This window comes from Tabrizicola flagellatus (genome assembly GCF_046295235.1).
Lineage (GTDB): Bacteria > Pseudomonadota > Alphaproteobacteria > Rhodobacterales > Rhodobacteraceae > Tabrizicola > Tabrizicola flagellata_A.
Genome location: NZ_JBKBLV010000005.1, coordinates 76502 through 97993 on the forward strand (window position 1 = coordinate 76502; position 21492 = coordinate 97993).

19 protein-coding genes are annotated in these 21492 nt (G+C 65.7%); 10 read left to right on the plus strand and 9 right to left on the minus strand.

Annotated elements, in window-relative coordinates; all coding sequences use genetic code 11:
* The first annotated feature begins 26 nt into the window (after window positions 1-26).
* From chvE to ACK4IU_RS03320, 8 genes are all read left to right on the plus strand, one after another.
* On the plus strand, window positions 27-1073 hold the full coding sequence (gene chvE, locus ACK4IU_RS03285) for a multiple monosaccharide ABC transporter substrate-binding protein (protein WP_409731723.1): 1047 nt from the start codon (window positions 27-29) through the stop codon (window positions 1071-1073).
* Between the two features lie 62 nt (window positions 1074-1135).
* Window positions 1136-2677: a multiple monosaccharide ABC transporter ATP-binding protein gene (mmsA, locus tag ACK4IU_RS03290; protein ID WP_409731635.1), complete on the plus strand. Its 1542-nt coding sequence runs from the start codon at window positions 1136-1138 to the stop codon at window positions 2675-2677.
* A complete protein-coding gene (mmsB, locus tag ACK4IU_RS03295; protein ID WP_409731637.1) occupies window positions 2678-3847 on the plus strand; it encodes a multiple monosaccharide ABC transporter permease in 1170 nt (389 codons plus the stop codon).
* A gap of 8 nt (window positions 3848-3855) precedes the next feature.
* Entirely contained in the window at window positions 3856-4824 is a 969-nt protein-coding gene (gene araD1 / locus ACK4IU_RS03300) for an AraD1 family protein (RefSeq protein WP_409731639.1), read from the plus strand.
* Window positions 4825-4834: 10 nt separating this feature from the next.
* On the plus strand, window positions 4835-6580 hold the full coding sequence (gene araD / locus ACK4IU_RS03305; RefSeq protein WP_409731641.1) for an L-arabinonate dehydratase: 1746 nt from the start codon (window positions 4835-4837) through the stop codon (window positions 6578-6580).
* Between the two features lie 8 nt (window positions 6581-6588).
* A complete protein-coding gene (locus ACK4IU_RS03310; protein ID WP_409731725.1) occupies window positions 6589-7500 on the plus strand; it encodes a Gfo/Idh/MocA family protein in 912 nt (303 codons plus the stop codon).
* An 11-nt stretch (window positions 7501-7511) separates the two neighbouring features.
* Window positions 7512-9020 carry an aldehyde dehydrogenase (NADP(+)) gene (locus ACK4IU_RS03315; RefSeq protein ID WP_409731643.1) on the plus strand — a complete coding sequence of 503 codons (1509 nt, stop codon included), beginning with the start codon at window positions 7512-7514 and terminating at the stop codon, window positions 9018-9020.
* 2 nt (window positions 9021-9022) lie between these two features.
* Window positions 9023-10048 carry an aldose epimerase family protein gene (locus ACK4IU_RS03320; protein WP_409731645.1) on the plus strand — a complete coding sequence of 342 codons (1026 nt, stop codon included), beginning with the start codon at window positions 9023-9025 and terminating at the stop codon, window positions 10046-10048.
* Window positions 10049-10066: 18 nt separating this feature from the next.
* Here the strand turns inward: ACK4IU_RS03320 and ACK4IU_RS03325 are convergent, their stop codons facing one another.
* Genes ACK4IU_RS03325 through ACK4IU_RS03335 form a run of 3 tightly spaced genes read right to left on the minus strand, consistent with a single transcriptional unit; the run spans window position 10067 to window position 12896 of the window.
* Window positions 10067-10765: an SDR family oxidoreductase gene (locus ACK4IU_RS03325; protein WP_409731647.1), complete on the minus strand. Its 699-nt coding sequence runs from the start codon at window positions 10763-10765 to the stop codon at window positions 10067-10069.
* A 10-nt stretch (window positions 10766-10775) separates the two neighbouring features.
* Complete coding sequence (locus ACK4IU_RS03330) at window positions 10776-12008, minus strand: NAD(P)/FAD-dependent oxidoreductase (RefSeq protein WP_409731649.1); 1233 nt, start codon at window positions 12006-12008, stop codon at window positions 10776-10778.
* Between the two features lie 3 nt (window positions 12009-12011).
* Window positions 12012-12896, minus strand: a complete 885-nt coding sequence (locus tag ACK4IU_RS03335) for a dihydrodipicolinate synthase family protein (RefSeq protein WP_409731651.1) — start codon at window positions 12894-12896, stop codon at window positions 12012-12014.
* A gap of 157 nt (window positions 12897-13053) precedes the next feature.
* On the opposite strand from ACK4IU_RS03335, the gene ACK4IU_RS03340 reads away from it, so the two are divergent.
* On the plus strand, window positions 13054-13773 hold the full coding sequence (locus ACK4IU_RS03340) for a GntR family transcriptional regulator (RefSeq protein WP_409731653.1): 720 nt from the start codon (window positions 13054-13056) through the stop codon (window positions 13771-13773).
* A gap of 39 nt (window positions 13774-13812) precedes the next feature.
* Here ACK4IU_RS03340 and ACK4IU_RS03345 read toward each other — a convergent pair whose 3' ends face one another.
* The 6 genes from ACK4IU_RS03345 to ACK4IU_RS03370 all read right to left on the minus strand — a co-directional run bounded on the left by ACK4IU_RS03345 (window position 13813) and on the right by ACK4IU_RS03370 (window position 20563).
* Window positions 13813-15894 carry an FAD-dependent oxidoreductase gene (locus ACK4IU_RS03345; protein WP_409731655.1) on the minus strand — a complete coding sequence of 694 codons (2082 nt, stop codon included), beginning with the start codon at window positions 15892-15894 and terminating at the stop codon, window positions 13813-13815.
* The gene (locus tag ACK4IU_RS03350; RefSeq protein WP_409731657.1) at window positions 15891-16649 is read right to left on the minus strand and encodes a nitrilase-related carbon-nitrogen hydrolase; all 759 of its coding nucleotides are present in this window, start codon (window positions 16647-16649) and stop codon (window positions 15891-15893) included. Before ACK4IU_RS03350 ends, ACK4IU_RS03345 begins: the two co-directional genes overlap by 4 nt.
* Before the next feature lie 97 nt (window positions 16650-16746).
* Window positions 16747-17763, minus strand: a complete 1017-nt coding sequence (locus ACK4IU_RS03355; protein WP_409731659.1) for an extracellular solute-binding protein — start codon at window positions 17761-17763, stop codon at window positions 16747-16749.
* Window positions 17764-17781: 18 nt separating this feature from the next.
* Window positions 17782-18582 carry an ABC transporter permease gene (locus ACK4IU_RS03360; protein WP_409731661.1) on the minus strand — a complete coding sequence of 267 codons (801 nt, stop codon included), beginning with the start codon at window positions 18580-18582 and terminating at the stop codon, window positions 17782-17784.
* Window positions 18579-19496: an ABC transporter permease gene (locus ACK4IU_RS03365; RefSeq protein ID WP_409731663.1), complete on the minus strand. Its 918-nt coding sequence runs from the start codon at window positions 19494-19496 to the stop codon at window positions 18579-18581. Before ACK4IU_RS03365 ends, ACK4IU_RS03360 begins: the two co-directional genes overlap by 4 nt.
* A complete protein-coding gene (locus tag ACK4IU_RS03370; protein WP_409731665.1) occupies window positions 19496-20563 on the minus strand; it encodes an ABC transporter ATP-binding protein in 1068 nt (355 codons plus the stop codon). Before ACK4IU_RS03370 ends, ACK4IU_RS03365 begins: the two co-directional genes overlap by 1 nt.
* Before the next feature lie 68 nt (window positions 20564-20631).
* Between ACK4IU_RS03370 and ACK4IU_RS03375 the strand changes: the two genes are divergently transcribed.
* A complete protein-coding gene (locus ACK4IU_RS03375; protein ID WP_409731667.1) occupies window positions 20632-21459 on the plus strand; it encodes a helix-turn-helix transcriptional regulator in 828 nt (275 codons plus the stop codon).
* The last annotated feature ends 33 nt before the right edge of the window (window positions 21460-21492 follow it).

Here is a 21492-nt window from a genome sequence, read left to right on the forward strand (position 1 = left end):
AGATGATCTTGACCCGCCGCGGCCTTATGGCCCTTGCCGGTACCACCGCTGCGCTGTCCGCGCTGCCTGCCTTCGCCCAGGACAAGGGCACCATCGGCATTGCGATGCCCACGAAATCCTCGTCGCGCTGGATCTCGGACGGCGAGTCGATGGTGAAGGCCTTCCAGGAGGCCGGCTACGCCACCGACCTGCAATATGCCGAGGATGACATCCCGACGCAGCTGAACCAGATCGAGAACATGATCACCTCGGGCGTCAAGGCACTGGTGATCGCGGCCATCGACGGCACGACGCTGTCGAACGCGCTGGATAATGCCGCCGCGCAGGGGATCAAGGTCATCGCCTATGACCGACTGATCCGCGACAGCGGCTCGGTCGACTACTACGCCACCTTCGACAACTTCAAGGTCGGCGTGCAGCAGGCGGAAAGCCTGGTGAAGGGCCTAAAGGAACGTTTCCCGGATGTGAAGCCGTGGAACGTCGAACTGTTCGGCGGCAGCCCGGACGACAACAACGCCTTCTTCTTCTACAATGGCGCGATGTCGATCCTGCAGCCGATGATCGATTCGGGCGACATCGTCATCCCGTCGGGTCAGATGGGCATGGATGTGGTCGGCACCCTGCGCTGGGATGGCGCCGTTGCCCAGGCGCGGATGGACAACCTTCTGACCTCGAACTACGGCGACAAGCAGCTGCACGGCGTGCTGTCGCCCTACGACGGCCTGTCGATCGGCATCCTGTCGTCGGTCAAGGGCGTGGGCTACGGCTCGGGCGACCTGAAGATGCCGATCGTCACCGGCCAGGACGCCGAGATCCCGTCCGTCAAGTCGATGATCGCGGGCGAGCAGTATTCGACCATCTTCAAGGACACCCGCGAACTCGCCAAGGTCACCGTCAAGATGGTGGACGCGGTTCTTGCCGGCGGCGAGCCCGAGATCAACGATACCTCGACCTACGACAACGGCGTGAAGGTCGTGCCGTCCTACCTGCTGGAGCCGGTCTCGGTGGACATCTCGAACTACGAGGAAGTCCTGGTCGGTTCGGGCTACTACACCGCGGACCAGCTGAAGTAGGCTGAGCCGAAGGGCCCGCCTGCGCCGCTCCCGCGCAGGCGGGATCCCCTGGGGGAGGGATCATGACCACACTTCTTGAAATGCGGGAGATCACCAGGGTCTTCCCGGGCGTCAAGGCGCTTGATCGGGTCAGCCTGACGGTCGAGGCCGGGGAAATCCATGCCATTTGCGGCGAGAACGGCGCCGGAAAATCCACGCTGATGAAGGTGCTGTCGGGTGTCTATCCGCACGGCACCTACGAAGGCGAGATCATCTATGAGGGTCAGCCGCTGCACAACCGCGGGATCCGCGACAGCGAGCACAAGGGCATCATCATCATTCACCAGGAACTTGCGCTGATCCCCCTCCTGTCGATTGCCGAGAATCTGTTCCTGGGCAACGAGGTGGCGTCGAACGGCGTCATCTCCTGGCCGATGGCGTTCAAGAAGACCGAAGACCTGTTGCGCCAGGTTGGCCTCAACGAGCCTCCGGGCGCTGTCGTCGGCAAGCTGGGCGTCGGCAAGCAGCAGCTGATCGAGATCGCCAAGGCCCTGTCGAAGAACGTGCGCCTCCTGATCCTGGACGAACCAACCGCTGCCCTTCAGGAGGCTGACGCCGACCGGCTTCTCGACCTGATGCTGGACCTGAAGGCACGCGGCGTGACCCAGATCATCATCAGCCACAAGCTGAACGAGATTTCCCGCGTCGCGGACCGGATCACGGTGATCCGCGACGGCACCTCGGTTTCCACCCTGACCAAGGACGAGATTTCCGAGGACCGCATCATCAAGGACATGGTCGGCCGCGACATGGCGCACCGCTACCCCGAGCGCGAAAGCCACCCCGGCGAGATTCTGTTCGAGGTCGAGAACTGGTCCTGCTGGCACCCCGAACAGGCGGGACGGCAGATGATCAAGGCCGTCTCGCTGAACGTCCGCAAGGGCGAGATCGTGGGCATTGCGGGGCTCATGGGCACCGGCCGCACCGAACTGGCCATGTCGATCTTCGGACGTAGCTACGGCAAGGGGCACCAGGGGTCCGTGAAGATGCACGGCAAACCTGTCGATGTCTCGACCGTGACCAAGGCGATCGAGGCGGGCATCTCTTACGTCACCGAGGACCGCAAGGCGCTGGGCCTGATCCTGGAAGAGCCGATCCTGAGGAACATCAGCCTGGCCAACCTGGTCGGCATCGCGAAGAACTCCATCCTCGACAAGCGGCGCGAGGCGCAGGTGGCCGAGACCTACCGCAAGCAGCTGGCGATCCGCACCCCTGGCGTGCAGCAGAAGGTGGTGAACCTGTCCGGCGGGAACCAGCAGAAGGTGGTGCTGTCGAAATGGCTGTTCACCGACCCCGAGCTCTTGATCCTCGACGAACCCACCCGCGGCATCGACGTGGGCGCGAAATTCGAGATCTACACGATCATGAAGGATCTCGCCGACCAGGGCCGCGGCGTGCTGATGATCTCGTCCGAGATGCCCGAGCTTCTGGGCATGTGCGACCGGATCTATGTGATGAACGAGGGCCGCATCGTCGGCGAGCTGACGCGCGACGAAGCAAGCCAGGAAAAGATCATGGCGCTGATCGTGAAGGACAACGGCAAGACCACGGGGAAGGTGGCGTGAATGGCTGAAAAGCAAAGCTCCTTGGGCGGACATCTCCGCGAAAACGGCATGCTCCTGGCGCTGGTCGCCATCGTGGCGCTGTTTTCACTGCTGGTATCCATGCAGGGCAAGCCGATGTTCCTGCAGGCTCCGAACATCACCAACATCTTCCTGCAGAACGGCCACGTCATCATCCTGGCGCTGGGCATGCTTCTCATCATTGTCTCGGGCCACATCGACTTGTCGGTGGGCTCGGTCGCGGCCTTTACCGGGGCGGTGGCAGCCTGGCTGACGGTCAAGCAGGGCCTGCCGGTCTGGGCGGTGATCCCGCTGACATTGCTGGTGGGCGGGCTGATCGGGGCGGCGCAGGGCTACTGGGTGGCCTACTGGCGCATCCCCAGCTTCATCGTCACGCTGGCAGGGATGCTGGTGTTCCGCGGCGCGACGCTGTGGCTTCTGGGCGGGCAGAACATCGGTCCGTTCCCGAAAGAGTTCCAGGCCATGTCCTCGGGCTTCATTCCCGACCTGACCGGGGTGATGAAGCCGCACGGGCTGACCCTGATCATCGCGGCGCTGGCCATCGCGATCGTGATCTGGATCGGACTGCGCGCCCGCAAGCGCGATGCGGAATTCGGCATCACGCCCGAGCCCGGCGGCCTGTTCTGGGGCCGGACCCTGGTGATCGCAGCCGCCATGGCCTTCGTGGGCTGGCAGCTCGCCAGTTTCCGGGGCCTGCCGAACGTTCTGGTCGTGCTGACCGTCCTGATCGTGCTTTATGCCTTCTTCACCGAGAACACGGTTCAGGGCCGCCGCATCTATGCCGTGGGCGGCAACGAAAAGGCGGCCAAGCTGTCCGGAATAAACACCGAACGCCTGGTCTTTGCCTGTTTCGTCAACATGGGCGTGCTGGCGGCCCTGGCCGGCATGATGGTCACCGCGCGCCTGAACTCGGCCACCCCGAAAGCCGGAACAGGGTTCGAATTGGACGCCATCGCCGCCGTGTTCATCGGCGGGGCCTCGATGACCGGCGGATCTGGGAAGATCATCGGCGTGGTGATCGGGGCGCTGATCATGGGCGTGATGAACATGGGCATGTCGATCCTTGGCGTCGGCATCGACTACCAGCAGATGATCAAGGGGCTGGTGCTGCTCGCTGCCGTGATCTTCGACGTCTACAACAAGAACAAGTGAGATCCGTCATGCATCTGTCCACGGTCAAGGGGATCGGCGTGGTCGTCCGTCAGGGCGACGAGGCGCGCGTCCTGCGCAATACCGCCTCGGTCTACGAACTGGCGCAGGCGGCCATCAGGTCCGGGCAGGGGATCGCCGCCGAAATCGGCCGCCGTGGGCTGGGCGAGACAGTGGACCTGACCCGCGCCACCTTCGAGCTGCCGGTCAGTCACCCGGACCCAGCGCATCTGCATCTGACCGGGACGGGGCTGACCCACCTTGGCTCGGCCTCCGCCCGGGACGCGATGCATGCCAAGCTGGAAGGCGCCGAGACCCTGACCGACAGCATGAAGATGTTCCGCATGGGACTGGAAGGCGGCCGCCCCGCCCCGGGCGAGGTCGGTGCGCAGCCCGAATGGTTCTACAAGGGCAACGGCTATGCCGCGGTCGCCCCTGGTGCGGCCCTCGAAGCCCCGGGCTTCGCCGAGGACGGTGGCGAGGAACCGGAAATCGCCGGGATCTACCTGATCGGCCCCGACGGCACTCCGCACCGGATCGGCTGGGCGCTGGGCAATGAATTCTCGGACCATGTCACAGAGCGGGTGAACTACCTCTGGCTTGCTCATTCCAAGCTGCGGGTGGCCTCCTTCGGCCCCGAAATCCTGGTGGGCGACCTGCCCCCCGATGTCCGCGGCCATTCCCGCATCCTGCGCGACGGCAAGACCCTCTGGGAGAAGCCTTTTCTGAGCGGCGAGGCCAACATGTCGCACACGCTGGCGAACCTTGAACACCACCACTTCAAGTATGCCATCTTCCGCCAGCCTGGGGACCTCCACGTCCACTATTTCGGCACCGCCACCCTGTCCTTTGCCGACGGCATCAAGACACAGGCCGGCGACATCTTCGAGATCGAGGTTGCCGACTTCGGTCAGCCGCTTCGCAACACCCTGACCTTCGCGCCGAAGTCTTCCGGCGCAACCCGTGTCCAAGCCCTGTAAGGAACCCGAGATGTCCAGCTTCAAACCCGCCCCCTGGCCACGCAAGTTGCGGTCGCAGGAATGGTTCTCCGGCACCTCGAAGGATGCGATCTACCACCGCTCGTGGATGAAGAACCAGGGTCTCCCCGCCGACCTGTTCGACGGACGTCCGGTCATCGGCATCCTGAACACCTTCAGCGAGGCGAATCCCTGCAATGCGCACCTGAACGACCTGGCCGAGCGGGTGAAGCATGGGGTTTACGAGGCCGGCGGCTTCCCGATCATCGTGCCGGTTTTCTCGGTCTCTGAAAGCGCATTTCGTCCGACCGCGATGATGTTCCGCAACCTCGCCGCGATGGCGGTCGAGGAGACGATCCGTGGCCAGATGATGGACGGCGTCGTCTGTCTGGTCGGCTGCGACAAGACCACGCCGTCGTTGCTGATGGGTGCGGCATCGGTCGATCTGCCCACCATCATGGTCTCCGGCGGACCGATGCTGAACGGTTACTTCCGGGGTGAGCGCGTCGGCTCGGGCACGCATCTGTGGAAGTTCTCCGAGGCGGTGAAGGCGGGCGAGATGACCGCCGCCGAGTTCGTCGAGGCCGAGGCTTCGATGTCCCGCTCGCCCGGGTCCTGCAACACGATGGGCACCGCCTCCACCATGGCCTCCATGGCCGAGGCACTGGGGATGACGCTGTCCGGCAACGCGGCGATCCCTGCGGTGGACAGCCGCCGTCGGGTCATGGCGCAGCTGACCGGGCGGCGCATCGTGCAGATGGTGAAGGACGACCTCCGGCCATCCCATATCCTGACACGCGAGGCCTTCCAGAACGCGATCCGTACCAACGCGGCCATCGGCGGATCGACCAACGCCGTCATCCACCTTCTGGCCATCGCCGGCCGCTGCGGCATCGACCTAACGCTCAACGACTGGGACAACTGGGGCAAGGGCGTGCCGACCATCGTCAACCTGATGCCCTCGGGCAAATACCTGATGGAGGAGTTCTTCTATGCCGGCGGTCTGCCGGCCGTCATCAAGCGTCTGGGCGAAGCCGGGATGCTGAACAAGGACGCACTGACGGTCAGCGGCGGGCCGATCTGGGACGAGGTCAAGGACGCCCGCATCCACAACGACGATGTGATCCTTCCGGCCGAAAAGGCGCTGACCCAGTCGGGCGGGATCGTGGTGGTCAAGGGCAACCTCGCCCCCGATGGCGCGGTCCTGAAGCCCTCGGCCGCCACCCCTGCCCTGATGAAGCACCGCGGCCGCGCGGTCGTCTTCGAGGATATCGACGACTATAAGGCAAAGATCGAGGATGAGAGCCTGGACATTGACGAGACCTGCGTGATGGTGCTGAAGAACTGCGGGCCCCGCGGCTATCCCGGCATGGCCGAGGTGGGCAACATGGGCCTGCCGCCCAAGGTCCTGCGCAAGGGCATCACCGACATGGTGCGCATCTCGGATGCGCGCATGTCCGGCACCGCCTATGGCACGGTCGTCCTGCACACCTCGCCCGAGGCCGCGCGCGGCGGCCCGCTGGCCGTTGTCCGCAACGGCGACATGATCGAACTGGACGTTGAGGCGCGGCGCATTCATCTCGACATTCCCGACGAGGAACTGAAGGCCCGCCTCGCCGCCTGGAAGCCGCCGGTGGAACCCCCGGCCTCGGGCTATGCCAAACTTTACCACGATCACGTGCAGGGCGCGGACAAGGGCGCCGACATGGATTTCCTGGTCGGCTGCCGCGGCAACGCCGTCGCGCGGGAGAGCCACTGATGCCGAAGATGAAGGTCGCCCTGGTCGGCATCGGCAAGATCGCGCTGGATCAGCACGTCCCGGCGATCGCGGCCAGCCCCGACTGGGAGCTTGCAGCAACCGTCAGCCGCAAGGGCAGCGTTCCCGGGGTGCCGGCCTTCTCCGACTTCGCGACCTTTCTTGCGGAACGACCGGACGTGCCCGTGGTGTCGTTGTGTCTGCCCCCCGTCCCGCGCTTCGACTATGCCGAGGCCGCGCTTCTGGCCGGGAGGCATGTGATGCTGGAGAAGCCCCCCGGCGCCACTCTGGCCGAGGTGCATGAGCTTCAGGCTCTGGCACGCGACCGGGGCCTGACACTCTATGCCACCTGGCACAGCCGCATGGCCCATGCGGTTGCCCCGGCGAAGGCCTGGCTTGCCGACAAGGCGGTGCACGAGGCCCACATCACCTGGCGCGAGGACGTGCGCAAATGGCACCCCGGCCAGGATTGGGTGTTCGAACCCGGCGGGATGGGGGTCTTCGATCCCGGCATCAACGCCCTGTCGATCCTGACCGAGATCCTGCCGCAGCCCGTCCACCTGACAAAGGCGCGGCTGGAGTTTCCGGCCAACCGGCAGACACCCATCGCGGCACAACTGACCTTCACCGGCAATGTCACGGCCGATTTCGACTGGCGTCAGGAAGGCCCGCAGACCTGGGACATCAGCGTCCGGACCGACCGGGGGGAACTTGCCTTGCGAATGGGCGGCAATGTCCTTGAAATCGACGGAAGACCGATGGCAGGGGAAAACTCGATCATGGGCGAATACCCGGCACTCTATGCCCGCATGGCGCATCTGGTCCGCCGGGGCGAAAGCGAGGTGGACCTTGCCCCGATGGTCCATGTTGCCGATGCGCTGACCCTTGGCGAGCGGGTAACGACCGCCGCCTTCGACTTCTGAGGGAGGTTCCCTTGCTGACAGGAAAGCACCTGATCGCGGGAGAATGGGTGGGCTCCGCCCAGGAATTCCAGTCGTCGCCGGCCCACGGCCCGGCGCACAACTTCGCAACCGGAACCCCCGCTCATGTCGAGGCGGCCTGCGAAGCTGCCGAGGCGGCATTTGCCGACTACTCAGCCGTTTCGCGCGCGGGTCGCGCGGCCTTCCTGAACCGGATCGCCGACGAGATCGAGGCCCGGGGTGCCGCGATCACCGAGATCGGCACTCAGGAGACCGGCTTGCCCGCCGCACGGCTGGAGGGCGAGCGGGGCCGGACCACGATGCAGTTGCGGCTGTTTGCCAGCCATATCCTGAAGGACGACTGGCTGGACCGGCGCCATGATCCGGCGCTGCCCGATCGGCAGCCGCTGCCGCGCCCCGACCTGAAGCTGATCCAGCGGCCCATCGGCCCGGTCGCGGTATTCGGGGCCTCGAACTTTCCGCTGGCCTTTTCGGTGGCGGGCGGAGACACGGCCTCGGCGCTGGCGGCGGGCTGTCCCGTCGTGGTCAAGGGTCACTCCGCCCATCCGGGAACCGGAGAGATCGTCGCCCAGGCGATCCTGGCCGCCATTCAGGCCTGCGACATGCCGCGCGGCACCTGCAGTCTGGTGCAGGGCGGCAAGCGCGATGTCGGCGAGGCACTGGTGCAGCATCCCTTCATCAAGGCGGTCGGCTTCACCGGATCGCTTGCGGGTGGCCGGGCGCTTTTCAATCTGTGCGCCGCGCGGCCGGAGCCGATCCCCTTCTTCGGCGAGCTGGGGTCGGTCAACCCGATGTTCCTGTTGCCTGCCGCCCTTGCCGCGCGCGGTGAGGCGATCGCGAAGGGCTGGGCCGGCTCGCTCACGCTTGGCGCCGGGCAGTTCTGCACCAATCCCGGCATCGCCGTGGTGATCGATGGCGCCGAGGCCGATGCCTTCGTGGCAGCAGCGAAGGAGGCCGTGGGCGCCGTCGGCCCGCAGACCATGCTGACCGATGGCATTGCCGAGGCCTTCCGGGCAGGCCGCGACCGCGTGGCCGCCGGCACCGGGGTGCGCGCCGTGCTGACCACGATGTGCGACCTGCGAAATGCCACACCCTATCTATTCGAGGTTTCCGGCGCGGACTGGCTAGCCGACCACATGCTGGCCGAAGAGGTCTTCGGACCGCTCGGCCTGATCGTCCGGGTCCGTCATGCGGCCGAGATGCAGGCCGTCGCACGCAGTCTGCAGGGGCAACTGACCTGCACGCTGCACCTCGACGATGCGGACATGGACCTTGCGCGCAGCCTGATGCCGGTGCTCGAGCGGAAGGCCGGACGGATCCTCGCCAATGGCTTCCCGACCGGGGTCGAGGTCGTGGATGCGCAGGTCCACGGCGGCCCCTACCCGGCCAGCACGAATTTCGGTGCAACCTCGGTCGGCACCCTGTCGATCCGGCGCTGGCTGCGGCCCGTCGCCTACCAGAACATGCCGGATGCGCTTTTGCCGCAGGATTGGGCGCACTAGCAATGTCCAGCATCACCAGCGCCGGGCAGATTGACGGCCAGGACGTCCGGCGCATCGTCCTGACCGGCTCCCAAGGGTTGAAGGCCGACATCCTGACCTATGGCGCACGCCTCGTGGCGCTTTGGGTGCCGGATGGCAGGGGCGTGCTGGCGGATGTGGTCCTCGGGTTCGATGTCCTGTCGGACTGGCGGGACCGTGGCGGTTATCTGGGGGCGACCTGCGGTCGATATTCGAACCGGATCGCGGGCGGTCGGCTCATCCTGGATGGGCGTCTGGTCCAGTTGGACCGCAACGAGGGCGACCAGCACCTGCACGGTGGTCGTTCGGGACTGGACACGAAGCACTGGCGGATCGAGGACGTTTCCGACAGCCATGCCGTTCTGACCGTGACCTCACCTGCGGGTGAAATGGGCTATCCCGGCGCTCTGGACGCGAAGGTGACCTATCGGGTCGAGGGATTGCAGCTGGTCATCACCATGGAGGCCGCGACCGACGCCCCGACCGTGGTGAACCTGGTCAACCACGCCTATTTCAACCTGACCGGTCATGCTTCGGGTGATGTGCTGGGGCAGGAATTGCAGATCGAGGCCGCGCACTACCTGCCGGTGGATGATCATCTGATCCCTACCGGAGAAGTCCGCGCGGTCGCGGATACTCCGTTCGATTTCCGCCGCCTGCGCAAGGTGGGGGACCGGATGCCCGGACCCGGTGGCTTTGACCACAGTTTCTGCCTTTCCGCCGCCACCGATGCGACGGGCCTGCGTCCCTGCCTGAGAGCCCTTGATCCGGTCTCGGGCCGCCAGATGCGGCTGGACACGACCGAACCGGGCCTCCAGCTTTACACGGGAGCGCATTTCGATGGCACGCCCGGCAAGGCTGGCGCGCGCTATCCGCGCTTTGCCGGCTTTGCGGCGGAAACCCAGCGGTTCCCGAATTCGCCCAACATGCCGCAGTTTCCGTCGGCACGGCTGGATCCGGGCCAGACCTATCGTCATATCATGCGGTTCGACTTCACGCCCGCCGCATGAGGCCGGCTCGCCGCCCTGTTAGACCGACCTTGTCAGGCCGCCATCGACGCGCAGCGTCTGACCCGTGACATAGCTGCTGTCATCGGTCAGCAGGAACGCCGCCGCCTTGGCCTGCTCCTGCACGGTCCCGATGCGTTTCAGCGCCGCAAGCTCGCCATACCTTGCCACGTCGAGACTGTCGGTGAAGCCGGGCGCCAGGCAGTTCATTCGGATGTTGGACGGCCCATAGCGGTCGGAGTAGAGCTTGGTGAAGGTCGAGACGGCGGCCCGGTAGGTGCAGGAGGCCGGAAACCACAGCGAAGGTTCGTGACTGGCATAGGTGGTGATGTTGACGATGGATCCGCCCTTCTGCTGCTCCATGACCGGAGTGACCAGACGGGCCATTCGGATGACCGAGGCCAGGATCATGTCATGCGCGAGCATCCAGCCTTCGTCGGGGATGGACAGAAGGTCGCCCTTCGGCGGATGGCCGGTATGATTGAGGACAGAGTCGATCCGTCCATATGTGGACATCGCCAGATCGACCAGCGCCTTCAGATCCTCGGCGCTTTGCGCGACCCCACGCCGGGCCACTCCGCCCAGTTCGGCGGCCAGGGTCTCGCAGGAGTCGGACGGCGACATCAGCACCAGTGCGTATCCGCGCGCATGCATCTCGCGGGCGACAGCGGCGCCAATACCTCGCCCTCCTCCGGTGACGATGCAAACCTTGCGGGTCATTGTGCGATCCTCAGTAACGGTTGATCCGGTAGGGATGGAGATCGATCGGAGGCCGCTTCCCCGTGATCAGGTCCCCCATCAGCCGAGCCGTGGTGGCGGCCAGGGTCAGTCCAAGATGCCCGTGTCCGGTGGCGTAGAAAAGGCCCTTCGTGCGGGCACTGGCCGACAGGATCGGAATCGTGTCCGGCAGGGCGGGACGGTGGCCCATCCATTCACTGAAGTCCTCGCAGCGCAGATTCGGCAATGCCTCCTGCGCGCGCCTGACCGTGACCTTTGACCGGCGGTAGTCGGGCGCGGCATCGAGACCGGCCATCTCTACCGTGCCGCCGACACGGATGCCGCCCGATGTGGGTGTCACCATGAAGGCCTTTGCGGGCCAGATGATCGAATGTCGCAGCCCGATTCTGGGTGCCATGATCTGCGTGTGATAGCCACGCTCGGTTTCCATCGGGATCGGCTCGCCCAGAGACTTTGCCAGCCTGCCGGAATGGGCCCCGGCGCAGATGACGACCTCGTCCGCGGGCAGGTGGCGCCCGTCCGCCAGCACTACCTCGCGCATCCGGTCCGACCGGTTGAAACCCGCGACGTCGCCGCGCTCGATCCGTCCGCCAAGGCCGACGAACCGACTGGCCAGGGCCAGCACCAAACCGTAGGGATCCTTCATCGACCGGTTCTGCGGAAAGAGGACCGCCATGCCGACCTTGTCCGAAAGCTCCGGCTCCAGCGCGCGGATCGCCTGGCGTCCGATGACCTCGTGCGGGAAACCGAACCGTTCAAGCAGTTCGATGTGATCGTGGTCGGCCCTGAACTCAGCCTCATCAGCGTAAAGCGACAGGCACCCCTCGTCGCTGATCTGGTCGGACAGGCCGGTGTCGCGCAGCCGGTCGAGCGTGTCGTCCAGAGCGCGACCACACAGCACGGCGCCCTGTGCTTCCAGCTCGCGCAGCCTGGAGGGACGCGACGCGGCGAGAAAGCGCAGGAACCAGGGCGCAAGCTTTGGCATGCAGGATGGTCGAACCCGGACCGGGCCCTCGGGGTCCAGCATCCAGCCCGGGATCTTTTTCCAGACAGAGGGGCGGGAGGCCGGCATGAACTCGGTCACCGCAATCGAGGCCATGTTGCCGAAAGAGGCGCCTCTACCCGGTGCGTCGCGGCCGACCAGCACAGCCGGCCGACCGCGCCGCTGAAGGTCATGCGCGATGGCGGTGCCGATGATTCCGGCGCCGACAACGACAGTCGCCATGACCTAGGTCCAGGCCAGGATCGGCTGCATGGCGGCGGCGAATTCGGCCTTTTCGGCGTCGGTCAGCGGACCGAATGGCATGCGGCAGTCGCCGACCGGGTTGCCCTGAAGCTCGCAGCCGTATTTCAGCTTCTGCACGAACTTGCCGGATTCCAGCACGTTCATCGCCGGCCAGACCACCTGCATGATCTCCTTTGCGCGCGCATGGTCGCCCCTGCGGAACGCCGCGTCCATTTCGCAGACGGGTCTTGCCATGCAGTTGGCCGGCCCGCAGATCCAGGCATCGGCACCCCACTGCATGAAATCCCACGCGATGTCGTCCGATCCCGACACCAGCTGGATGCGGCCCGCATAGTGCGTCGAGATGCCGATGGCCCGCTGCAAGACGCCCGAGCTTTCCTTGATCGCGATGATCCGGGGATTGTCGGCCAGCGCATCCAGCGCCTCGTAGCCGATCTCGACTCCGTCCTTGCCGGGGTAGGAATACAGAACGATGTCCATGTCGGTGGCCGCGGTCACGGTCTCGAAGTGGCGGATGATCTCGGCCTGGGTCGGCCTGGTGTAGAAGGGCACGGCCAGAAGGACGGCATGATAACCGAGTTCCCTGGCGCGGCGCGTATTGGCGATCACTCCGGCGGTCGAGGGCGCATTGGTGCCGGCGATCAGCAACGCGCCGGGGCGGGCGTGGTCCCGGACGAAGGTCAGCACGCTGTCGCGCTCGGCATCGCTGAGCAGGTTGTACTCGCCCGACGAGCCGCACGGCACCCAACCCGATACGCCGGCCGCACGCAGGCTGTCGAGGTGCCGCGCGAAGGCAGCGAAGTCGATGGCGCCGGTGCGGTCGAATGGCGTCACAAGCGCAGGCAGAACCCCCGAAAGCTTCAGCATGACTTTGTCCTTTCCGACCCCTGGTCGCCCAACGCGGCACTTCCAGCGCCTCTTATGACGACACCATGACGACACGTCAAATCGAAAATGGACTGTGTCGACTTGTTGGCCTGCGATGGTCTAAGCTGCCCGGCGCGTGGGTGCCGGGAGCCAAGACATGCGGAATGAGACGGAACCGAAGCGGGTCAAGGGCAGCGGAGTGCGCTTCGCCTACGAGACGTTGCGGGACGAAATCCTGTCGTTGCACCTGCAGCCGGGCGCGGTGCTGGACGAGACCTCGCTGGCCGAGCGATTCTCGATGTCGCGCTCGCCTGTCCGCGAGGCGCTGATCCGCCTGGCGGGGGACGAGCTGGTCGTCACCCTGTCGAACCGCTCGACCGTGGTCGCGCCGATCGACGTGCAGAGCTTTCCGAAATATGTCGAGGCGCTGGACGTTGCCCAGCGGATGAACACCCGTCTGGCGGCCGAGCTGCGCACGGATATTGACCTCAAGACCATCGCCCGCCGCCAGAAGGAGTTCGTCGCGACGGTGCAGCGGGGTGATCACCTGGCCATGTCCGAAGCGAACAAGGCTTTCCACATGGCCATCGCCCACGCCGGCCGGAACCCATATCTCGCGGCCTTCTATGAAAGGCTGCTGAACCACGGGCGGCGCATGCTGCACCTGCACTTTGCCTATCTGGAGCAGGGCAACGAGGGTGTGCTGCTGACCGACGAGCATGACGAGATGCTGGCCGCGATCCGCGACCGGGATGTCGCCCGCGCCGATGCGCTTGCCCATGCCCATACGCGGCAGTTCCGCGACAACTTCATGAGCTACCTGTCGAAGAACTACTTGCAGAACGCGCCACTGGCATCGCTTGGGCCTGCGGCCTGACCCGAACCGGGGACAGTCGGCAGCGCAAGCCTCTGTCCGTCAGGGTGTGATCCGGTCAGCCGGCAGAAGTTCGGCAATCTCGCGCCGGAAAGGCAGGGCATCGCCGCGATCCGGCTGGTCGAGGGATTCGGCCCAAGCCCGGCCGGCATAGGTGGCCCAGGCGATCGGACCCGGCGCGGCGGCATCGCCGATGACCTTCAGGCTGCGGATGCCTGCGCCTTGCCAGTCCAGCGCCCGGGTCGCGTGGAAAAGCCCGTCCTCCGGACTGCGCGAGGTCACCAGCACCACGGCTTCGACCGGCAGCGCAGTCTGGCGGCCGGTCCAGGTGCAGCCGAGGATCACCTCGTCCTTGCCGATCGACTCCGGTGCCTTGCTCAAGTGCACCTCGACGCCGATCTCCAGCAGGCGGCGCATGATGGTTCCCTGTTCCAGCGTGTTGTCCGTCCACTCGGCAACCTTCGCCGCGGGCGTGACGAACTGCACGCGGTTTCCCTTGGTCACCAGAAGCTCGGCGAGGACGGAGCCCATGTAGAAGTGATCGTCGTCATAGACCGCGACGGTCAGGCCCTCGGGGCAGCGGCCCGCCATCAGGTCATCGGGGGTGAAGATCGGCATCGCTGGATCGGTCGGGATCGGGTGCAGGTGGAACCGCGCAACCGCGTCGCGCCGCCAGCGCGACCCGGTGGCGATGGCGACGTGATCCACCCCCATGGCAAGGATGTCCTCGGGCGTCAGGGGGCTGTCGCGATAGATCTCGACATTGGGCATCACGGCCATCTGGCCGATGCGATAGTCGGCGACGCGGCCCCAGGCGGACAGGCCGGGAAGCTGCCGCTCCTTCGCCACACGGCCGCCGAGCGTGGTGCTGGCCTCGGCCAGGGTCACTCGGTAGCCCCGCCTGCCGGCCTGCAATGCGGCCTCAAGCCCCGCCGGCCCTGCCCCGACGATCAGAACGCTTTCAGAAGCGCCCTTGGGGCGGGCGCGGTCCGGGTGCCAGCCCTTGCGCCATTCCTCCATGAAGGCGGTGTTCTGCGTGCACCGGCTGATGCCGCCCGTCATGTCGCCCGAGACGCAGATGTTGCAGCCGATACATTCGCGGATGTCCTCGTAACGGCCCTCCTCCACCTTCACGGGCAGGAACGGGTCGGCGATCGAGGGCCTGGCAGCGCCGATGAAATCCAGGATCCCCGAACGGATCTGGCGCACCATCGCGTCGGGAGAGGTGAAGCGCCCGACGCCGACGATGGGTTTCGGCGTCAGGTCCTTGATCCCCTTGACCAGATCCTCTTGCGCCCCCTCCGGCTTGAAGCGCGAGGTGCCCGAGCAGGCCTCCCAGGTGCCCTGGGCAAGGTCCCAGAGGTCGGGCAGTTCGGCGTGCATTGCGATGAAATCGCGCAGTTCCGCATTGGAAAAGCCGTAGGCCCCGGCTTCGTGCAGCGACATGCGCAGGGTGACGGCCAACTCGCCCTTGGTGACCTCGCGCAGATCGTCGACGATCTCGCGCAGGAACCGGCCGCGGTTTTCCAGGCTGCCACCGTATTCGTCGGTGCGCTGGTTGGTGGCCCGGGACAGGAAATGTTGCAGGATCCCGAAACCGTGCGCGCCATAAAGGCAGATCAGGTCAAAGCCCGCCTCATGGCTGCGGCGGAAGGCATTGCGGAACCAGCGGCGCAGGTCGCGGATGTCCTCCTTGTCCATGGTGCGGGCCTGGACCGGATCGGAGGTAAAGGTCAGGATCGGGCCGCCGGTCACGGCCAGCGGCACCTCGCGCGAATACAGGTTCGGGCCGTTGATCCCGGAATAGGCCAGCTGGATCCCGGCCAGCGCCCCGTGCGACTTCATCGCCTCGGCCATACGGGCGAGGGCCGGGATGTCGCGGTCGTCCCAGAGGTGCTGTTCGATGAAGGGCGTGATTTCCGAGGTCGGGTGGATTTCCGTCTGTTCGGTGAAGATCACGCCCCAGCCGCCCTCGGCCTTGGTGCGGCGCATTTCCACGACGGCCGATGGGTCGCGATAGCCGCCGCCATTGCAGTGCGGGACCTGGTAGAATCGGTTCTTCGCCACCTTGGGGCCGATCTGCATCGGCGTGAACAGGATGTCGTGGGCGGGCAGGCGGGTCATGGCAGGGTCCTGAGGTCGGCCGACTGTGTGGACAGCCGGGCCGGATCGCGCGGCGGGATGTCAGCTATCAGCAGCGCGGGATGCCCGCCGGCCTGGGCCAGCACCTCGCCATGCGGCCCGGCGATGAGGCTGCCACCGACATAGGTAAGGTCGCCTTCCTGGCCGCAGTAATTGGCATAGGCGATGGAGACGCCGTGGTTCGCGGCCATCGCGGGCACGGTGTGGCGTACGACATGGGTGAAGGGCATCATATTGGCCGTGGGCGCGAGGATTACGGTCACGCCCCGGTCGGCCAGCGCCTTCACATGGGGGGCGAACTCCACGTCGTAGCAGATCAGGATCGCGGTAAACGTTTCACCGAGGCGGAAGGTGACGTAAGCGTCACCCGCCAGAAAGAACGCGCGTTCGCGCGGGCCGTAGAGCTGGATCTTGCGGTAGTTGGCCAGAAGCGACCCGTCCGGACCGAAGCAGGCGGCGGAGTTGAAGACCCGGTCTCCGTCACGCTCGGCATAGCCGACCACCAGCGCCGTTGCGCTGTTCCTCGCCGCGGTGGCGAGGCGCCGCAGGGGCTGGCTGTCGAGGGTCAGGGCCCTGGCCGGGACATCCGGCTGATTGTAGCCCGGCAGCCAGACCTCCGGCAGGACAAGGGCGGCCGCGCCCAGGGCTGCGGCCGAGGCGAGGGCGGCCTCTGCCTGTGCGCAGGCGAGATCCGGGTCACCCGAGGGAGAGGGGGCTTGCAGCAGGGCGAGGCGCATGGGCGGCGATCCTGTGGGCCGCTCATCGCTGTCCTGCGGACGCTCTTCGCAGGTTTTGCGCGAAGAGCGTCCGCAGGGGCCGATGAGCGGGGGCGTTTCACTTCTTGAGGTTCGTCCAGATCGCGTCGTAGAGGCGCTGGGTCGCTTCGTCGCAGGCCTCGATGAAAAAGCCCTTCTGGCCCTCGGGCGGGTTGTTCTCCGGGCTGCCCGAGATCTCGGGCGCAAGGAACGGCTCCACGCCCTTCACCCCGGCGCTGTAGGCGGCGTAGTTGGTGACGGCGGCCGCATTCTCGGGATCGAGGAGGAAGTTCATGAACTTCAGCGCGTTCTCGCGGTTCGGCGCATCTTTCAGCAGGACCACGTTGTCCATCCAGACGACGTAACCCTCTTTCGGAAAGGCGTATTCCACATTCGCGCCCTCGGCCCGGGCCTTGGCAGAAAAGCCGTTGTAGATCATCCCCGCCGCCGCATCGCCCGAGACGAGCACATCCTTGGCGATGTCCGAGCCGAAGCTGGCCCAGTGCGGCTTGGCGGCCAGCAGCATGTCGTTCAGCGCCTTCAGCTGGTCGCGGTCCTGGGTGCATTGCGGGATGCCAAGATAGATCGAGCCCAGCGTCAGGACCTCGCCCTGGCTGTCCAGCACGTTGATCCTGCCGCGCAGCTCTTCCGGCGGATCGAAGATGATCGACAGGCTGGAAATGTCACCCTTGTAGACATCCCGGTTCACCGAAAAGGCCGTGGATCCCCACTGGTAGGGGATCGAATGCTTGCGGCCCGGATCGAAGGGCACGTCCAGCCACTGCGGCTCGATGTTGCCGAAGTTCGGCAGCTCCTCGGGAGTGAAGCTGTCAAGGATTCCCTCGCTGGCCATGATCTTGACCATGTAGTCGCCGGGCACCGCCACGTCATACTGGCCCAGCTTCCCGGCCTTCAGCGCGGCGAGCATTGCCTCGTTCGAATCGTAGGTGTCGATCGTGACCTTGATCCCGGTCTCGGCCTCGAACTTCTGCACGAGGTCGTCGGGGATGTATTCGAACCAGTGATAGACCTTCAGCTCGCCTTCGGCGAAGGCGGGCGTGGCGAGGAAGGCGGTCAATGCGAGCAGGCGTTTCATCGGTCTCTCCTGTTGAGTTCAGGGCGTCTGGCGGCCCTTGCGGTTGATCAGATAGGCGGCGGTGACAAAAAGCACGCTGACCAGCAGCATCAGCGTGGACAGGGCCATGATGTTCGGCTTGATCCCCTGTTTCACCGACCCGAAGATCGCGGTGGGCAGCGTCTCCATCCCGGCGCCCTTGACGAAATTGGTGATGATGAAGTCGTCGAGGCTGATGATGAAGGCCAGCAGCCAGCCCGAGACTATGCCGGGCATCATCAGCGGCAGAAGGATCAGGCGGAAGGCCTGCGCGCGGGTGGCATAGAGGTCGCGGGCGGCCTGTTCGTAGGTGGCCTCGATCCCCTCCAGCCGTGCGACGATGGGCAGATAGGCGAAGGGGATGCAGAAGGTGATGTGGGCCAGAAGGATCGTCAGGTAGCCCGTGGTCAGCCCGATGGCTGAAAAGAAGATCAGCGTGGCCACGGCGATCACGATTTCCGGCACCATCAGCGGCAGGTTGATCAGCGCGAAACTCGCCTGACGCCCGCGGAAAGCCCCGCCCCGGACCATGGCCAGCGCGGCCGCGGTCGCGATCACCGTTGCGACCGTCGAGGCGATCAGCGCGATCGTGATCGAGTTCCAGGCCGCCTGTCCGAAGCGCGCGGCCTCGCGTCCGGTGAACACCTCGCCATACCAGCGCAGGGAAAAGCCGCCCCAGCTGGTGATCGAGGTCGAGGCGTTGAAGCTGTAGATCGCCACCACGATCAGCGGTGCGTAGAGCACGACCAGACAAAGGATCGTCAGGGCAAGAAAACCGGGATAGTGCCGCACGCCCTTCATCGCGGGGCCCTCCCCTGCGCGCGGGCGTAGATCAGGAGCACGAAAAGGACGAGCGTCATCAGGATAATCGCCGCCGCGGCGCCGAAGGGCCAGTTGCCTTGGCTGCCCCGGAACTGCTCGTCGATCAGGCTGCCGATCATGAAGGTCTTGGCACCGCCCAACAGGTCTGGCGCCAGGAAAGCGCCGAGCGAGGGGATGAAGACCAGGATGCAGCCGGCGACGATGCCGGGCTTGACCACCGGCAGCACGATCTCGCGCAGGGTGGCCCAGCGGCTGGCGTAGAGATCGGCGGCGGCCTCGGACAGCGCGAAGTTATAGCGTTCGACCGCGGCATAGATCGGCAGGACCATGAAGGGCAGATAGCTGTAGAACAGCCCGATCTGCACCGCGAGGTTGGTATTGATGATCGGCAAAGGCGCGTCGATCAGGCCCAGCGATTGCAGCGCGCCGTTCATCGGCCCGGTGTCGCGCAACAGGAACCGCAGCGAAACGGTGCGGATCAGCAGGTTCACCCAGTAGGGGATCGTGATCAGGAAAAGCCACAGCCCGCGCGTCCGCGCCGGCCGCGTTGCGATGATCCAGGCGGTCGGGAAGCCGATGACCAGGCACATGAGCGTTGCCAGCCCTGCCTGCCAGATCGAGCGCCAGAAGATCGTGATGTAGGTCCATTCGATCCGCGGCGGCTCGTCGCCGAACAGGCCGCGGTCGAAGAAGAACTGGTCGTAGGCGGCCAGCGTGAATTCCCAGATCACGCCGCCGCGGAACTCTCGCGTCAGGAAGGAATATACCGCCGTCAGGCCGACTGGCAGCACCATCAGGATGCCGATGACCAGCCAGCTGGGCAACAAGAGCGGGCGCGCAAGAGCGCGGTAGGTCGCCTCGCCAGAGGGCGCGTCGGTGCCGGGCCTGGCCATCAGTCGGCCAGAAGGCGGGCGCCGCCTTCCTCCAGATGCAGGCAGATGCGTTGGCCGGGTTCGGGCAGTCTGGTGCGGGCGGCATTCTGGAGCCGCAATGTGATCGGCTGGCCGCCGTCCAGATGCGCGATAACCTGAAGGTCGGTCCCCAGATAGACCACCCGCTCCACGGTTGCCGTCAGTTCGGCCGTGTCCGAGATCGTCAGGCGCTCGGGGCGGATCGACAGGTGATGCGTGCCCGCCGTCTGACTGGACGATGGACAGCTGATCCGGGCACCGCCGGGCAGGACCACCGTTGCCCGCCCATCGGACACTGTCTCGACCTCGACTTCCAGGAGGTTGGTCTCACCGATGAAATCGGCGACGAAGCGGTTTACCGGCGCCTCGTAGATCTCGCGCGCCGTGCCGATCTGCTGCAGCCGACCCGCGCTCATCACCGCGATCCGGTCGGACATGGTTAGCGCCTCCTCCTGGTCGTGCGTGACGAAGATGAAGGTGATCCCGGTCTCTTCCTGCAACTGCTTCAGCTCGACCCGCATCGCCTGGCGCAGCTTGAGGTCCAGTGCCGACAGCGGCTCGTCCAGCAGCAGGACCTTCGGCTCCGGGGCCAGTGCCCGGGCCAGCGCCACGCGCTGCTGCTGGCCGCCGGAAAGCTGGGCCGGAAGCCGGTCGGCGAAGGCGGAAAGGTGCACCATTTCCAGCATCCGGCCCGCCCGTGCCCGGCGGGCGGCAGGGTCCACCCCCTTCATCTTCAGCCCGAAGGCCACGTTGTCCAGCACCGACATGTGCGGAAACAGGGCGTAATTCTGGAAGACGGTGTTCACCGGACGCAGGTTCGGCTCCAGCCGGGCGATGTCCTGGCCGAAGAGACGGATTTCGCCTTCCGAAATGTCTTCGAAGCCCGCTATCAGGCGCAGAAGCGTGGTCTTGCCGCAGCCTGACGGTCCGAGAAGCGTGAAGAATTCGTTGTCCGCGATGCTCAGCGTCACCCCGTGCAGCGCGGTGACTGTCCCGTACCGCTTGACCACCCCTCGCAGATCCACCGCATCCGTCATTGACGCATCCATACCCCCACAGCTATCTGAAAAGCATAGCCGGCCCGGTTTCCGGTGGTATATACCCCCAGAGAGGTATGATGCGGGCGCAACCCAATTGTGCAGAGGAGGCTCTTGCCGAGGCCGTGCGGCGCCTGGGCCGTCCGGGGTTCGACAGCGCACTCTGGGCCTGGTTCCACCGGGCAGTTGCACCCGACAACCTGATCGTCCTGGCCTATCGCGACGGGGTCGCTCCGCAGGTCATGTTTCGTCACTCGGCGCCCGGAAGCCCAGTCTTCGGGCAACTTGACAGCACATACCTGGGCGGCGCCTATCTGCTAGATCCCTATCATGCGCTGCACCTCGCGCGGGTGCCGCCCGGGCTTTACCGGCTTTCGGATGTCGCCCCCGATGCCTTTCAGCGCAGCCGCTATTTCAATGACTACTACCGCCAGACCACGCTGGTCGATGAACTGACTTTCGTCGCCTATCCGGCGCACGGTGTCACGTTGAACCTGTGCCTCGGCCGGGACGGTCAGTCGCGCCGCCCGTTCGAGGCCCGCGCCCTCGAAACCTGCCAGAGAATCTCGCCTGTCGTCGTGGCACTTGCCGAGGGGCACTGGTCCGGGCTAGCGGCTGCCGGGTCTCCCCCGGAGGCAGTGACCCGGCAGATCCGGGCTCGCCTGGCAGAGGCAGACATCCGGCTGACCCCCCGGCAGGTCGAGGTCGCGCTCCTGATCCTGCAAGGCCACTCTACCGCCTCGATCGCCCTGCAGCTCCAGATAAGCCCGCAGACCGTCAAGGTGTTCCGTCGCCAACTTTATGCTCGCTGCGGGCTTTCGAGCCAGGCCGAGCTTTTCGGCCTCCTGATGCCGCTGTTGGGGGAGCGAAAGGAATCCCAGGCGGCCGAAGCCAGATTTCGTGAGTGACCGCCTGCTCGATCATCGATGCTGCGGGACCCG